The organism is Streptomyces sp. NPDC052721, assembly GCF_040678315.1.
In the GTDB taxonomy this organism is placed as follows: Bacteria; Actinomycetota; Actinomycetes; order Streptomycetales; family Streptomycetaceae; genus Streptomyces.
Window position 1 is genome coordinate 46,543 of sequence record NZ_JBFATL010000042.1, and the last position, 13,910, is coordinate 60,452.

The 13,910-nt window shown below is 71.6% G+C and carries 12 protein-coding genes and 1 pseudogene; 12 read left to right on the forward strand and 1 reads right to left on the reverse strand.

The genetic code is table 11. The features are described from left to right. Window positions 1-90: 90 nt before the first annotated feature. Window positions 91-2,292: an elongation factor G-like protein EF-G2 gene (locus tag AB0L21_RS31320; protein WP_365704823.1), complete on the reverse strand. Its 2,202-nt coding sequence runs from the start codon at window positions 2,290-2,292 to the stop codon at window positions 91-93. Window positions 2,293-2,541: 249 nt separating this feature from the next. Here AB0L21_RS31320 and pgsA point away from each other — a divergent pair. The 12 genes and pseudogenes from pgsA (at window position 2,542) to secD (ending at window position 13,908) form a co-directional block, all read left to right on the forward strand. Further along, window positions 2,542-3,262: pseudogene (gene pgsA / locus AB0L21_RS31325) on the forward strand (phosphatidylinositol phosphate synthase). Beyond that, on the forward strand, window positions 3,259-4,167 hold the full coding sequence (locus tag AB0L21_RS31330) for a phosphatidylinositol mannoside acyltransferase (protein ID WP_365787844.1): 909 nt from the start codon (window positions 3,259-3,261) through the stop codon (window positions 4,165-4,167). The pseudogene pgsA and the gene AB0L21_RS31330 overlap by 4 nt, the downstream one beginning before the upstream one ends. Beyond that, window positions 4,164-5,327, forward strand: a complete 1,164-nt coding sequence (locus tag AB0L21_RS31335; protein ID WP_365704819.1) for a glycosyltransferase family 4 protein — start codon at window positions 4,164-4,166, stop codon at window positions 5,325-5,327. Before AB0L21_RS31330 ends, AB0L21_RS31335 begins: the two co-directional genes overlap by 4 nt. A gap of 610 nt (window positions 5,328-5,937) precedes the next feature. Next, window positions 5,938-6,480: a hypothetical protein gene (locus AB0L21_RS31340; protein ID WP_365704817.1), complete on the forward strand. Its 543-nt coding sequence runs from the start codon at window positions 5,938-5,940 to the stop codon at window positions 6,478-6,480. A gap of 114 nt (window positions 6,481-6,594) precedes the next feature. Next, on the forward strand, window positions 6,595-7,500 hold the full coding sequence (gene pdxS / locus AB0L21_RS31345; protein WP_014671557.1) for a pyridoxal 5'-phosphate synthase lyase subunit PdxS: 906 nt from the start codon (window positions 6,595-6,597) through the stop codon (window positions 7,498-7,500). A 13-nt stretch (window positions 7,501-7,513) separates the two neighbouring features. Then, the gene (gene pdxT, locus AB0L21_RS31350; RefSeq protein ID WP_365704814.1) at window positions 7,514-8,113 is read left to right on the forward strand and encodes a pyridoxal 5'-phosphate synthase glutaminase subunit PdxT; all 600 of its coding nucleotides are present in this window, start codon (window positions 7,514-7,516) and stop codon (window positions 8,111-8,113) included. Window positions 8,114-8,178: 65 nt separating this feature from the next. Then, on the forward strand, window positions 8,179-8,931 hold the full coding sequence (locus tag AB0L21_RS31355; RefSeq protein WP_103816383.1) for a YebC/PmpR family DNA-binding transcriptional regulator: 753 nt from the start codon (window positions 8,179-8,181) through the stop codon (window positions 8,929-8,931). 125 nt (window positions 8,932-9,056) lie between these two features. Beyond that, entirely contained in the window at window positions 9,057-9,596 is a 540-nt protein-coding gene (gene ruvC, locus AB0L21_RS31360) for a crossover junction endodeoxyribonuclease RuvC (protein ID WP_356340895.1), read from the forward strand. Continuing rightward, window positions 9,593-10,198: a Holliday junction branch migration protein RuvA gene (gene ruvA, locus AB0L21_RS31365; protein WP_132786558.1), complete on the forward strand. Its 606-nt coding sequence runs from the start codon at window positions 9,593-9,595 to the stop codon at window positions 10,196-10,198. The genes ruvC and ruvA overlap by 4 nt, the downstream gene beginning before the upstream one ends. Window positions 10,199-10,223: 25 nt before the next feature. After that, a complete protein-coding gene (gene ruvB, locus AB0L21_RS31370) occupies window positions 10,224-11,294 on the forward strand; it encodes a Holliday junction branch migration DNA helicase RuvB (RefSeq protein ID WP_365704809.1) in 1,071 nt (356 codons plus the stop codon). Between the two features lie 177 nt (window positions 11,295-11,471). Further along, window positions 11,472-11,975 (forward strand): preprotein translocase subunit YajC, encoded by a 504-nt coding sequence (gene yajC / locus AB0L21_RS31375; RefSeq protein ID WP_365704807.1) that lies wholly within the window; start codon window positions 11,472-11,474, stop codon window positions 11,973-11,975. A 142-nt stretch (window positions 11,976-12,117) separates the two neighbouring features. Continuing rightward, window positions 12,118-13,908 (forward strand): protein translocase subunit SecD, encoded by a 1,791-nt coding sequence (gene secD / locus AB0L21_RS31380; RefSeq protein ID WP_365704805.1) that lies wholly within the window; start codon window positions 12,118-12,120, stop codon window positions 13,906-13,908. Window positions 13,909-13,910: the final 2 nt, after the last annotated feature.

Below are 13,910 nucleotides of genomic sequence, written 5' to 3' on the forward strand. Positions count from 1 at the left end.
CATCAGGTGATCAGCGTATCCGCCTGCACCGACAGCGCGTGGGCGGACGGCCGAAGCCGCCCGCCCGTGCGCCGGTCGTGCGCCGGTGTACTACGCCTCGTCCCCGGCCTGTTCGCGGACGCGTTCGGCGATCTGCGGCGGCATCGGCTCGTGCCGGGCGTAGCTCCGGTCGAAGCGGGCCGTGCCGTGCGAGAGCGAGCGCAGGTCGACGGCGTACCGCCCGATCTCGAACTCGGGCACCTCGGCGCGGATCAACGTGCGCCCCGTGCCCACCTGTTCGGTGCCGAGCAGCCGTCCGCGACGGCTGGAGAGGTCGCTCATCACGGCGCCCACGTAGTCGTCGCCGACCAGGACGGTCACCTCGGCGACCGGCTCCAGCAGATGGATCTTCGCGTCCGCCGCGGCCTCGCGCAGCGCGAGCGCGCCCGCCGTCTGGAAGGCGGCGTCGGAGGAGTCCACCGAGTGGGCCTTGCCGTCCACCAGCGTGACCCGCACGTCGATCAGCGGGTAGCCGGCGGCGACGCCCTTGGCGGCCTGGGCGCGTACGCCCTTCTCGACGGACGGGATGAACTGACGGGGCACCGCGCCGCCGACCACCTTGTCCACGAACTCGATGCCCGAGCCGCCCGGCAGCGGCTCCACCTCGATCTCGCAGATGGCGTACTGGCCGTGGCCGCCGGACTGCTTGACGTGCCGGCCGCGCCCGGTGGCCCGGGTCGCGAACGTCTCCCGGAGGGAGACCCTGTGCGGGACGACGTCGACCTGGACGCCGTAGCGGCTGCGCAGCCGTTCCAGGGCCACGTCGGCGTGCGCCTCGCCCAGACACCACAGGACGACCTGGTGGGTGTCCTGGTTCTGTTCCAGGCGCATGGTCGGGTCCTCGGCGACCAGCCGGGCCAGCCCCTGGGAGAGCTTGTCCTCGTCGGCCTTGCTGTGCGCGTGGATGGCGAGCGGCAGCAGCGGGTCGGGCATCTGCCACGGCTCCATCAGGAGCGGGTCGTCCTTGGCGGAGAGGGTGTCGCCGGTCTCGGCGCGGCTGAGCTTGGCCACGCAGACCAGGTCGCCGGCGACGGCGTGGGTGACCGGGCGCTGCTGTTTGCCGAAGGGCATGGACAGGGCGCCGACCTTCTCGTCCACGTCGTGGTCCTCGTGCCCGCGGTCGGCGAGGCCGTGCCCGGAGACGTGCACGGTCTGGTCCGGTCGAAGGGTGCCGGAGAAGACACGGACCAGCGACAGCCGGCCGACGTACGGGTCGGAGGAGGTCTTGACGACCTCGGCGACCAGCGGGCCGTCCGTGTCGCACGGCTTCAGCTCGCGCGGCTTGCCGTCGATGGTGGTCACCCCGGGCAGCGGATGCTCGAACGGGGTCGGGAAGCCCCGCGTGATCAGCTCCAGCAGCTCGACCGTGCCGAGGCCCTGCCTGGCGCCCTCGGCGGCGGGGGCGGCGGCCAGCACCGGGAAGAACGAACCGCGTGCCACGGCCCGCTCCAGGTCCTCGATCAGCGTCTTGACCTCGACCTGCTCGCCGCCCAGATAGCGGTCCATGAGGGTCTCGTCCTCGCTCTCCGCGATGATCCCCTCGATGAGCCGGTTGCGGGCCTCCTCGATTCCCGGCAGCTGGTCCTCGCCGGGCTCGGACTCCTTGCGCTCCCCGGTCGAGTAGTCGAACAGCTTCTGCGACAGCAGTCCGATCAGCCCGGTCACGGGCGCGTGCCCGTCGGGGCCCTCGGGGCCGCGCAGCGGCAGGTACAGGGGCAGGACCGCGTCCGGGTCGTCACCCCCGAAGGCCTCCGCGCAGATCCGGTTCATCTCCTCGAAGTCCGCGCGCGCGGCCTCCAGGTGCGTGATCACGATCGCGCGGGGCATGCCGACCGCCGCGCACTCCTCCCACACCATCCTGGTCGAGCCGTCCACGCCGTCGGAGGCCGAGACGACGAAGAGGGCCGCGTCCGCGGCCCGCAGACCGGCCCTCAGCTCACCGACGAAGTCGGCGTAGCCAGGGGTGTCCAGGAGGTTGATCTTGATGCCGTCCCATTCGACCGGCACCAGGGAGAGCTGCACCGAGCGCTGCTGCCGGTGCTCGATGTCGTCGTAGTCGGAGACGGTGCCGCCGTCCTCGACGCGCCCTGCCCGGTTCACCGCCCCCGCGGTCAGCGCGAGGGCCTCCACGAGGGTCGTCTTTCCCGAGCCGGAGTGGCCGACCAGCACCACATTCCGTACGGACGCGGGTCGGTCGGCCGCCAGAGCCCTGCCGGCGGCCCCGGGGTGGTGTGTCTGTGCCTTGTCGCCCATGATCCTGCCTCCCGTGCACGGTGAGGTCACTGTGGGCGCGGACACGCGGGATCCGCGTGTGCGGCGGCTCCGGCGACGCCCGCGGTTATTCGAGCTTTCCACTCCCGTCACGTCGCGTCCATACGAAGGACTACGAAGCGTGCGTACGCGCCACCGATACGTCACGCACGCCCCGCGCGCGACGGCACGCGCCGGTTCCCGGCGCGGCTGCGGGTGCCCGCCCGTCACGCACACGCGCGCGTGGCTACGATGGGCCAGCCGGCGGCCACCAGGGGCCGCGGCGACACCGACCGTCGGGAAGGCCATGCTGAACAAGTACGCGCGTGCATTCTTCACGCGTGTCCTCACACCGTTCGCCGCGTTTCTCATCCGGCGGGGCGTGAGCCCCGACACGGTCACGCTCATCGGCACGGCCGGTGTGGTCGCGGGCGCGCTGGTCTTCTACCCCAGGGGCGAGTTCTTCTGGGGCACGGTCGTGATCACCCTGTTCGTCTTCTCCGACCTGGTCGACGGCAACATGGCCCGTCAGCTGGGCCGCTCCAGCCGCTGGGGCGCCTTCCTGGACTCTACCCTGGACCGGGTCGCCGACGGCGCGATCTTCGGCGGCTTCGCGCTCTGGTACGCGGGCAACGGGAACGACAACGTGCTGTGCGCGGTGTCGATCTTCTGCCTGGCGAGCGGCCAGGTGGTGTCGTACACCAAGGCGCGCGGCGAGTCGATCGGGCTGCCGGTCGCCGTCAACGGCCTCGTCGAGCGCGCCGAGCGGCTGGTGATCTCGCTGGTCGCGGCCGGTTTCGCGGGCCTGCACAAGTTCGGCGTGCCGGGCATCCAGTGGCTGCTGCCCATCGCCCTGTGGATCGTCGCCGTCGGCAGCCTCGTCACGCTGATCCAGCGGGTCGTCACCGTCCGCCGCGAGTCCGCCGAGGCGGAGGCGGCGGCCCGGCAGAGCACGAGCGAGGCGACGCAGTGAGCGCCGCCGACCGGCTCACCGACACGCTCTACGGGCTCGGCTGGAGCACCGTCAAGAAGCTCCCCGAGCCCGTCGCGGTGCGCCTGGGCCGGACCATCGCCGACCTCGCCTGGAAGCAGCGCGGCAAGGGCGTCCAGCGGCTGGAGGCCAACTACGCGCGCGTGGTGCCGGGCGCCACTGCGGAGCGGCTCGCCGAGCTGTCCCGCGCGGGCATGCGCTCGTACCTGCGCTACTGGATGGAGTCCTTCCGGCTGCCGGCCTGGAGCGCCGAACGCGTGCGGACGGGCTTCGACCCCAAGGACGTCCACCACCTGACCGACGGCCTCGCCGCCGGCCGGGGCGTGATACTCGCCCTGCCCCACCTGGCCAACTGGGACCTCGCCGGCGCCTGGGTCACCACGGAGCTGAAGACGCCGTTCACGACGGTCGCCGAGCGTCTGAAGCCGGAGACGCTGTACGACCGGTTCGTCGCCTACCGTGAGGGCCTCGGCATGGAGGTCCTGCCGCACAGCGGCGGCTCCGCGTTCGGCACCCTGGCCCGCAGGCTGCGCGACGGCGGCCTGGTCTGCCTGGTCGCCGACCGCGACCTGTCCGCCTCCGGCGTCGAGGTCGACTTCTTCGGCGACACGGCCCGGATGCCGGCCGGACCGGCCCTGCTGGCCCAGCAGACCGGCGCGCTGCTGCTGCCCGTCACGCTCTGGTACGACGACTCGCCCGTCATGAAAGGCCGTGTGCATCCGGCGATCGAGGTCCCCGATTCAGGTACCCGGGGCGAGAAGACGTCTGTCATGACACAGGCGCTGGCCGACGCCTTCGCCACCGGGATCGCCGACCATCCGGAGGACTGGCACATGCTCCAGCGGCTGTGGCTCGCCGACCTCGACCCCGCGAAGGGACCCGCGTGAGAATCGGGATCGTCTGCCCGTACTCCTGGGACGTGCCCGGTGGCGTCCAGTTCCACATCCGCGACCTCGCCGAGTACTTCCTGCGGCTCGGCCACGAGGTGTCCGTCCTCGCCCCGGCCGACGACGACACCCCGCTTCCGCCGTACGTCGTCTCGGCCGGCCGTGCGGTCCCGGTGCCGTACAACGGCTCGGTGGCCCGGCTGAACTTCGGGTTCCTGTCGGCCGCGCGGGTACGGCGCTGGCTGCACGAGGGCGCCTTCGACGTGGTCCACATCCACGAGCCGACCTCGCCCTCGCTGGGCCTGCTGACCTGCTGGGCGGCGTCCGGCCCGATCGTGGCCACCTTCCACACCTCCAACCCGCGCTCGCGCGCCATGATCGCCGCGTACGCCATCCTGCAGGCCGCGCTGGAGAAGATCAGCGCGCGGATCGCGGTCAGCGAGTACGCCCGCCGCACCCTGGTCGAGCACCTCGGCGGAGACGCGGTGGTCATCCCCAACGGCGTCGACGTGGACTTCTTCGCCAGGGCCGAGCCCAGGCCGCAGTGGCAGGGCGGCACCATCGGCTTCATCGGCCGCATCGACGAGCCCCGCAAGGGCCTGCCGGTCCTGATGAGGGCTCTCCCGCGCATCCTGGCCGCCCGCCCCGGGACCCGGCTGCTGGTCGCCGGCCGCGGCGACGAGGAGGCGGCCGTCGAGGACCTGCCGAAGGAACTGCGCTCCCGCGTGGAGTTCCTCGGCATGATCAGCGACGAGGACAAGGCCCGGCTGCTGCGCAGCGTCGACCTGTACGTCGCCCCCAACACCGGAGGGGAGAGCTTCGGCATCATCCTGGTCGAGGCGATGTCGGCGGGCGCCCCCGTGCTCGCCTCCGACCTGGACGCGTTCGTGCAGGTCCTCGACCAGGGCCAGGCCGGCGAGGTCTTCACCAACGAGGACGCCGACGCGCTGGCCGAGGCGGCCGTACGCCTGCTGGAGGACCCGGCCCGCCGGACCGAACTGCGCGAGCGCGGCAGCGCCCATGTACGGCGGTTCGACTGGTCCACGGTCGGCGCGGACATCCTGTCCGTCTACGAGACGGTGACGGCGGGCGCGGCAGCGGTCGGCGCGGACGAACGGACGACGGGGCTGCGGGCACGGTTCGGGTTGGCGCGGGACTGAGCCGGGGGCTGTCGGGTTCGGCGTGACCCTGGACTGAAGGGGGGCGTCGGGGCTGGGCTGGACCGGGATTCTCGGGGGGCTCAGGGTGGGCCGGGACGGACGCGGGGTGCGTGGGCCGGCTCGGGATGGACACGGGCCGTACGAGCCGGCCCGGGACGGACGCGGGTGTGGACCGGCGCGGGACTGACGCGAGGTCGTACGGGCCGGACCGGAGTCGGTGTGGGGGTGTGCCGGGTGGCGCGACCAAAGCGTGGTCGTGCGGGCCGGGCTGGAGTCGGCGTGGGGTTGTGCCCGGTGGCGGCGGGGTGACGCGGGACGTACGTACGAGCCGGCCCGGAGCCGGCGCGAGGTCGTGCGGCCGGTCGAGGGCTGAAGCGAGGCTGTGGCGGGGTGGTGCGGCCGGGGGGTGACGCGGGAGCGTACAGGTCTGCCCCGTCCTGACCAAGGTCGTGTGGGTGGGGGCTGGAGTCGGTGTGGGGTTGTGCCCGGTGGCGGCGGTGTGACGCGGGACCGTACGTACGAGCCGCACCGGAGCCGGCGCGGGGCGGCCCTGCACGGTGGCGTGGTACTGGCTCGTGGTGGCCGTCTGCGCAGCCGATAGCCTTCCGGCGTGACCGCAACCCTCATCTGGATCCTCGTCGCGCTCCTCGCCGTCGGCGTGTACCTCAGCTGGACGGCCGGGCGGCTGGACCGGCTGCACGTGCGGATGGACGCCGCCCGGGCCGCGCTCGACGCCCAGCTGCTGCGGCGGGCCTCCGTGGCGCAGGAACTGGCGACCTCGGGCGTGCTGGACCCGGCCGCCTCGATCGTGCTGTACGAGGCCGCGCACGCGGCCCGGCAGGCGGAGGAGGAGCAGCGAGAGGTCGCCGAGAGCGAGCTGAGCCAGGCACTGAGGGCGGTCTTCGAGGATCCGGCGCAGGTGGAGGCCGTACGGGAGTTCCCCGGCGGCGAGGAGGCGGCCCGTGAGCTGGCCGAGGCCGTCCGCAGGGTGCCGATGGCCCGCCGCTTCCACAACGACGCCGTGGGAGCCGCCCGCAGACTCCGTGAGCACCGCAAGGTCCGCTGGTTCCGGCTGGCCGGCCACGCCCCCTTCCCGCTCGCCTTCGAGATGGACGACGAGCCGCCCGCGGCCCTGGTGGAAAGGGTCTCCTGAACGCCGGGCGGACCAAAAGGATCCACCGGCTTGTCATTGGCCCTTGCTGTGGCCTGGTCCACTCACGTTTCCTCGTCGGTGCAGAACACCCTCTTCCCTTCAGTGAGGTCACCCGTGTCCACCATCGAGAACCAGGCTCCCGAGACCGGCACCGCCCGCGTGAAGCGCGGTATGGCCGAGCAGCTCAAGGGCGGCGTGATCATGGACGTCGTCACGCCGGAGCAGGCGAAGATCGCCGAGGACGCGGGCGCCGTCGCCGTCATGGCCCTGGAGCGGGTACCGGCCGACATCCGCAAGGACGGCGGCGTGGCCCGCATGTCCGACCCGGACATGATCGAGGGCATCATCGACGCCGTCTCGATCCCGGTCATGGCCAAGTCCCGCATCGGCCACTTCGTCGAGGCCCAGGTGCTGCAGTCCCTCGGCGTCGACTACATCGACGAGTCCGAGGTGCTCACCCCGGCCGACGAGGTCAACCACTCCGACAAGTGGGCCTTCACCACGCCGTTCGTCTGTGGCGCCACCAACCTGGGCGAGGCCCTGCGCCGCATCGCCGAGGGCGCCGCGATGATCCGCTCCAAGGGCGAGGCCGGCACCGGCAACGTGGTCGAGGCCGTCCGCCACCTGCGTCAGATCAAGAACGAGATCGCCCGCTTGCGCGGCTTCGACAACCACGAGCTGTACGCCGCCGCCAAGGAGTTGCGCGCCCCGTACGAGCTGGTCAAGGAGGTCGCCGAGCTGGGCAAGCTCCCGGTGGTCCTCTTCTCCGCCGGCGGTGTGGCCACCCCGGCCGACGCCGCCCTGATGCGTCAGCTCGGCGCCGAGGGCGTCTTCGTCGGCTCCGGCATCTTCAAGTCCGGCGACCCGGCCAAGCGCGCCGCCGCCATCGTGAAGGCCACCACCTTCTACGACGACCCGAAGATCATCGCGGACGCCTCCCGCAACCTCGGCGAGGCCATGGTCGGCATCAACTGCGACACCCTCCCCGAGACCGAGCGCTACGCGAACCGCGGCTGGTAAGGCACTGGAACCCATGAACACCCCCGTCATAGGCGTCCTGGCCCTCCAGGGCGACGTACGGGAGCACCTCATCGCCCTGGCCGCGGCCGACGCCGTGGCCAGGCCGGTGCGGCGCCCCGAGGAACTCGCCGAGGTCGACGGCCTCGTTCTGCCCGGCGGCGAGTCCACCACCATCTCCAAGCTGGCCATCCTCTTCGGCGTGATGGAGCCCCTTCGCGCGCGCGTGCGCGCCGGCATGCCGGTCTACGGCACCTGCGCGGGCCTGATCATGCTCGCCGACAAGATCCTCGACCCGCGCTCGGGCCAGGAGACCATCGGCGGCATCGACATGATCGTGCGCCGCAACGCCTTCGGACGGCAGAACGAGTCGTTCGAGGCCGCGGTCGACGTCAAGGGAATCCCGGGCGATCCTGTGGAGGGCGTCTTCATCCGCGCCCCGTGGGTGGAGTCCGTGGGCGCCGGGGCCGAGGTGCTGGCCGAGCACGACGGCCACATCGTCGCCGTACGCCAGGGCAACGCCCTCGCCACGTCGTTCCACCCGGAGCTGACGGGCGACCACCGCGTGCACTCCCTGTTCGTCGACATGGTGCGCGCGCACCGCACACCGGAGTAGGACGAGAGTCCTTGTAGGATCTCTGGCGTTCGTATCTGGATGGGTTACGCGAAGGAGACAGGCAGATGTCCGGCCACTCTAAATGGGCCACGACGAAGCACAAGAAGGCCGTGATCGACGCCAAGCGCGGCAAGCTCTTCGCGAAGCTCATCAAGAACATCGAGGTCGCGGCGCGGATGGGCGGCGCGGACCCCGAGGGCAACCCGACGCTGTACGACGCCATCCAGAAGGCGAAGAAGTCGTCGGTCCCGAACAAGAACATCGACTCCGCGGTCAAGCGCGGCGCGGGCCTGGAGGCCGGCGGCGCCGACTACGAGACGATCATGTATGAGGGCTACGGCCCGAACGGCGTCGCGGTGCTCATCGAGTGCCTCACCGACAACCGCAACCGCGCCGCCTCCGAGGTCCGCGTCGCCATGACCCGCAACGGCGGCTCCATGGCCGACCCGGGTTCGGTGTCGTACCTGTTCAACCGCAAGGGCGTCATCATCGTCCCCAAGGGCGAGCTGACGGAGGACGAGGTCCTCATGGCCGTCCTGGACGCGGGCGCCGAGGAGGTCAACGACCTCGGTGAGACCTTCGAGGTCATCAGCGAGGCCACCGACCTGGTCGCGGTCCGCACCGCCCTCCAGGAAGCCGGCATCGACTACGACTCCGCCGAGGCCAACTTCGTCCCGACCATGCAGGTCGAACTGGACGAGGAGGGCGCGAAGAAGATCTTCAAGCTGATCGACGCCCTGGAGGACAGCGACGACGTGCAGAACGTCTTCGCCAACTTCGACGTGAGCGACGAGATCATGGAGAAGGTCGACGCGTAACGCCTACGGCTGGCTGACCGGGCCGACGGGACACACCCGTCGGCCCGTCGCGTTGTACGGCGTTGTCAGTGGCACCCGATAGCCTGCACGAACAAGCGATGGGGTGATCGGAGGGAGGGGCGCGCGTGCGCGTACTGGGGGTGGACCCCGGCCTGACCCGGTGCGGGGTCGGTGTCGTCGAAGGGGTCGCGGGCCGCCCGCTCACCATGCTCGGTGTCGGGGTCGTCCGCACCCCCGTGGACGCCGACCTCAGCCACCGGCTGCTCGCCGTGGAGCAGGGCATCGAGCAGTGGATGGACGAGCACCGCCCCGAGTTCGTCGCCGTGGAGCGCGTCTTCAGCCAGCACAACGTGCGCACGGTCATGGGCACCGCCCAGGCCAGCGCCGTCGCCATGCTGTGCGCCGCCCGGCGCGGCATCCCGGTCGCCCTGCACACGCCCAGCGAGGTCAAGGCCGCCGTCACCGGCACCGGACGCGCCGACAAGGCACAGGTCGGAGCCATGGTGACCCGGCTGCTCCGGCTCGCGGCGCCGCCCAGGCCGGCCGACGCCGCGGACGCCCTCGCGCTCGCCATCTGCCACATCTGGCGGGCCCCCGCCCAGAACCGGCTCCAGCAGGCCGTCGCCCGGCACGCAGTCCACGCAACGAAAGGCCGAACGGCATGATCGCCTTCGTCAGCGGCACGGTTGCCGCGCTCGCTCCCGACGCCGCGGTCGTCGAGGTCGGCGGCGTCGGCATGGCCGTCCAGTGCACCCCGAACACGCTGTCGACGCTCCGGATCGGCCGACCGGCCAAGCTGCACACTTCCCTCGTCGTCCGCGAGGACTCGCTCACCCTGTACGGCTTCGCCGACGACGACGAGCGCCAGGTCTTCGAACTGCTGCAGACCGCGAGCGGCGTCGGCCCGCGCCTGGCCCAGGCGATGCTCGCCGTGCACACCCCGGACGCGCTGCGCCGCGCGGTCGCCACCGGTGACGAGAAGGCCCTCACCGCCGTCCCCGGCATCGGCAAGAAGGGCGCCCAGAAGCTGCTGCTGGAGCTGAAGGACCGGCTCGGCGCGCCCGTCGGCGCTCCCGCGGTCGGCGCACCCGTCAGCCAGGGCTGGCGCGACCAGCTGCACGCGGCCCTGATCGGCCTGGGCTACGCCACCCGCGAGGCCGACGAGGCGGTCGCCGCCGTCGCCCCGCAGGCGGAGGCCGCGGGCGGCACGCCCCAGGTCGGGCAGTTGCTGAAGGCCGCCCTGCAGACCCTGAACCGCGCCCGCTGACCTGCGCCACCGCTAGGAGAACTTCGTGAACTGGGACGACACGACCGGCAGCGCCGCCGAGGAGCGGCTGGTGGGTTCTGTCGCCGACCGGGAGGACCAGGCCGTCGAGGCCGCCCTGCGCCCCAAGGACCTCGGCGAGTTCATCGGCCAGCAGAAGGTCCGCGAACAGCTCGACCTCGTCCTGCGCGCCGCCCGCGCGCGGGGCGCCACCGCCGACCATGTGCTGCTCTCCGGCGCGCCGGGCCTGGGCAAGACCACCCTGTCGATGATCATCGCGGCGGAGATGGGCGCCCCGATCCGCATCACTTCCGGCCCCGCCATCCAGCACGCCGGCGACCTCGCCGCGATCCTCTCCTCCCTCCAGGAGGGCGAAGTCCTCTTCCTGGACGAGATCCACCGCATGTCCCGGCCCGCCGAGGAGATGCTGTACATGGCGATGGAGGACTTCCGCGTCGACGTCATCGTCGGCAAGGGCCCCGGCGCCACGGCGATCCCGCTGGAGCTGCCGCCGTTCACCCTGGTCGGCGCCACCACGCGCGCGGGTCTGCTGCCCCCGCCGCTGCGCGACCGCTTCGGCTTCACCGCGCACATGGAGTTCTACGAGCCGCACGAGCTGGAGCGCGTCGTCCACCGCTCGGCGCACTTGTTGGACGTCGAGATCGAGCCGGACGGCGCCGCCGAGATCGCCGGCCGCTCCCGGGGCACGCCCCGCATCGCCAACCGCCTGCTGCGCCGGGTCCGTGACTACGCGCAGGTCAAGGCCGACGGGGTGATCACCCGTGACATCGCGGCCGCCGCCCTCGCCGTGTACGAGGTCGACGCGCGCGGTCTCGACCGGCTCGACCGCGCCGTCCTGGAAGCCCTGCTGAAGCTGTTCGGCGGCGGACCGGTCGGCCTGTCGACCCTCGCCGTCGCGGTGGGGGAGGAGCGGGAGACCGTCGAGGAGGTCGCCGAACCGTTCCTGGTCCGCGAGGGCCTGCTCGCCCGCACCCCGCGCGGCCGGGTCGCCACGCCCGCGGCATGGTCGCATCTCGGCCTCACCCCACCGCGCTCCTCGGGGGCGGGAAACGGACAACAGGACCTGTTCGGGGCGTGATGGTCACCGCCCGGCGAGGGCAGTGGCCCGGGCAGGAACCGAGGTGCCATGCTGAGCGTTGTTCCATGCGAGCGGACTCGCTTAGACTCCGCCGATGCCGCCCTTGCGGGCGGCGCCGACCACACCCCCATCAACAGGCCGCTCACCCGCGCGGTCGCGCGAAGGAAATTCCGTCCCGTGAATGCCTATACCCTTCTCCCGTTCATCGTGCTCATCGCGGCGATGTTCCTGATGACGCGTTCGGCCAAGAAGAAGCAGCAGCAGGCCGCCCAGATGCGGAACGAGATGCAGCCCGGCTCCGGTGTCCGCACGATCGGGGGTATGTACGCGACGGTCAAGGAGGTCAACGAGGACACGGTCCTCCTCGACGCCGGACCGGGCGTCGACCTGCTCTTCGCCAAGAACGCCATCGGCGCCGTCCTCACCGACGACGAGTACAACCGCATCGTCCACGGCATCGAGCACGACCTGAAGTCCGACGCCGGCCTCGTCCCGGACGACGCCTCCTCCCTCACCGAGACCGACGAGACCGACGGATCCGCCGCCGCTGCCGCCGCCTCCGACGACAAGATCGACCTCGGTAAGAAGGACGCCGCCGAGGACGCCGACGCGGCCGGTGCCGCCGAGGCCAAGGCGGAGGACGAGCCGAAGAAGACCGACGGCGACTCCGACGCGAAGTAGTCACGCCCCGGGAGGCGCGGCGGCGGCATGATGGCGCCCCGCGCATCCCGGGCGCGTCTGTTTCCCGCACGGGAGCCCGACACCATGTCATGGCCGACCGCGCCGACCGGGCGCGGGGCGGCCCGAGAGGGAGTACGAGAAGGTGGCAGCACCTAAGAGGGGCCGGAGCGCGAGCGCCCAGAGCAAGCCAGGGCGCTCGCTGGCCCTCATCCTGATCGCCATCGTGGCGCTCACCGGAGGGATGTTCCTCTCCGGGCACACCACTCCGCGTCTCGGTATCGACCTCGCCGGTGGCACGAGCATCACGCTCAAGGCGAAGGCCGACCAGGGGTCCGCGATCAACAAGGCGAACATGGACACCGCGGTCGACATCATGAACCGCCGTGTCAACGGCCTCGGCGTCTCCGAGGCGGAGGTGCAGACCCAGGGGACCGACAACATCATCGTCAACATCCCCAAGGGCACCAACTCCAAGGAGGCCCAGGAGCAGGTCGGCACCACCGCCAAGCTGTACTTCCGGCCGGTCCTGGCCAGCGAGCCGAGCGGTGCCGCCGCGCAGAGCCCCTCGCCGAGCGCGTCCTCCAGCGGCGGCTCCTCGCCGAAGCCGAGCACGAGCCCGTCGTCCAGCGCCTCCTCGCCGCAGAAGGCCTCCTCGTCCGGCTCCGCGTCCCCCACGGCCACGGCGACCTCCCAGGGCCGCGCCGTCACCGACGCGCTGAAGGCCGACTCCACCCCCTCGCCGAGCGCTTCCGCCTCCGGCAGCGGCAAGCCGTCGGCCACCCCCTCGGCCAGCCCCAGCGGCGGCACGAACCCGGACTCCAAGCTCCAGGCCCAGTACGCGGCCCTGGACTGCAGCAAGGCCACCGACCGTGCCAACGCCGGCAAGAACGCCAAGCCCGGCGAGACCACCGTGGCCTGCGGCCAGATCAACGACGCCTGGTACAAGTACCTGCTCGGCCCCGCCGCCGTGGACGGCACCGAGGTGAAGAAGGCCCAGGCCGTCTTCGACACCCAGGGCGCCGCCGGCTGGCAGGTCCAGATGACCTTCACCAACAGCGGTGCGAAGAAGTTCGCCGACATCACCGGCGAGCTGGCCAAGAACCAGCCCCCGCAGAACGAGTTCGGCATCGTCCTCGACGGCGAGGTCGTCTCCAGCCCGTACGTCAGCTCGGCCATCACCGGCGGCCAGGCGGAGATCTCCGGCAGCTTCAAGCAGGAGGAGGCGCAGAGCCTCGCCAACATGCTGTCGTACGGCGCCCTGCCGCTGTCCTTCCAGGAGCAGTCCGTCACCACCGTCACCGCCGCGCTCGGCGGTGAGCAGCTGCACGCCGGTCTGCTCGCCGGCGCCATCGGTCTCGCGCTGGTCGTGATCTACCTGGTGGTCTACTACCGCGGCCTGTCCGTCGTGGCCATGGCGTCCCTGCTGGTCTCCGCGATGCTCACCTACCTGATCATGACGCTGCTCGGTCCGGCCATCAACTTCGCGCTGAACCTGCCGGCCGTCTGCGGTGCCATCGTCGCGATCGGTATCACCGCGGACTCGTTCATCGTGTACTTCGAACGCATCCGGGACGAGATCCGCGAGGGCCGCACGCTGCGTCCCGCCGTCGAGCGGGCCTGGCCGCGCGCCCGGCGCACCATCCTGGTCTCCGACTTCGTGTCGTTCCTCGCCGCCGCCGTGCTGTTCATCGTCACGGTCGGCAAGGTCCAGGGCTTCGCGTTCACGCTGGGCCTGACCACCCTCCTCGACGTGGTCGTCGTCTTCTTCTTCACCAAGCCGCTGATGACGCTCCTGGCCCGCCGCAAGTTCTTCGCGAACGGCCACAAGTGGTCCGGCCTCGACCCGAAGAGCCTGGGTGCCAAGCCGCCGCTGCGCCGCACCCGCCGTCCCGCCGGTCCCGTCGCCGGCCCTGTCGACCCGAAGGAGGCGTGAGC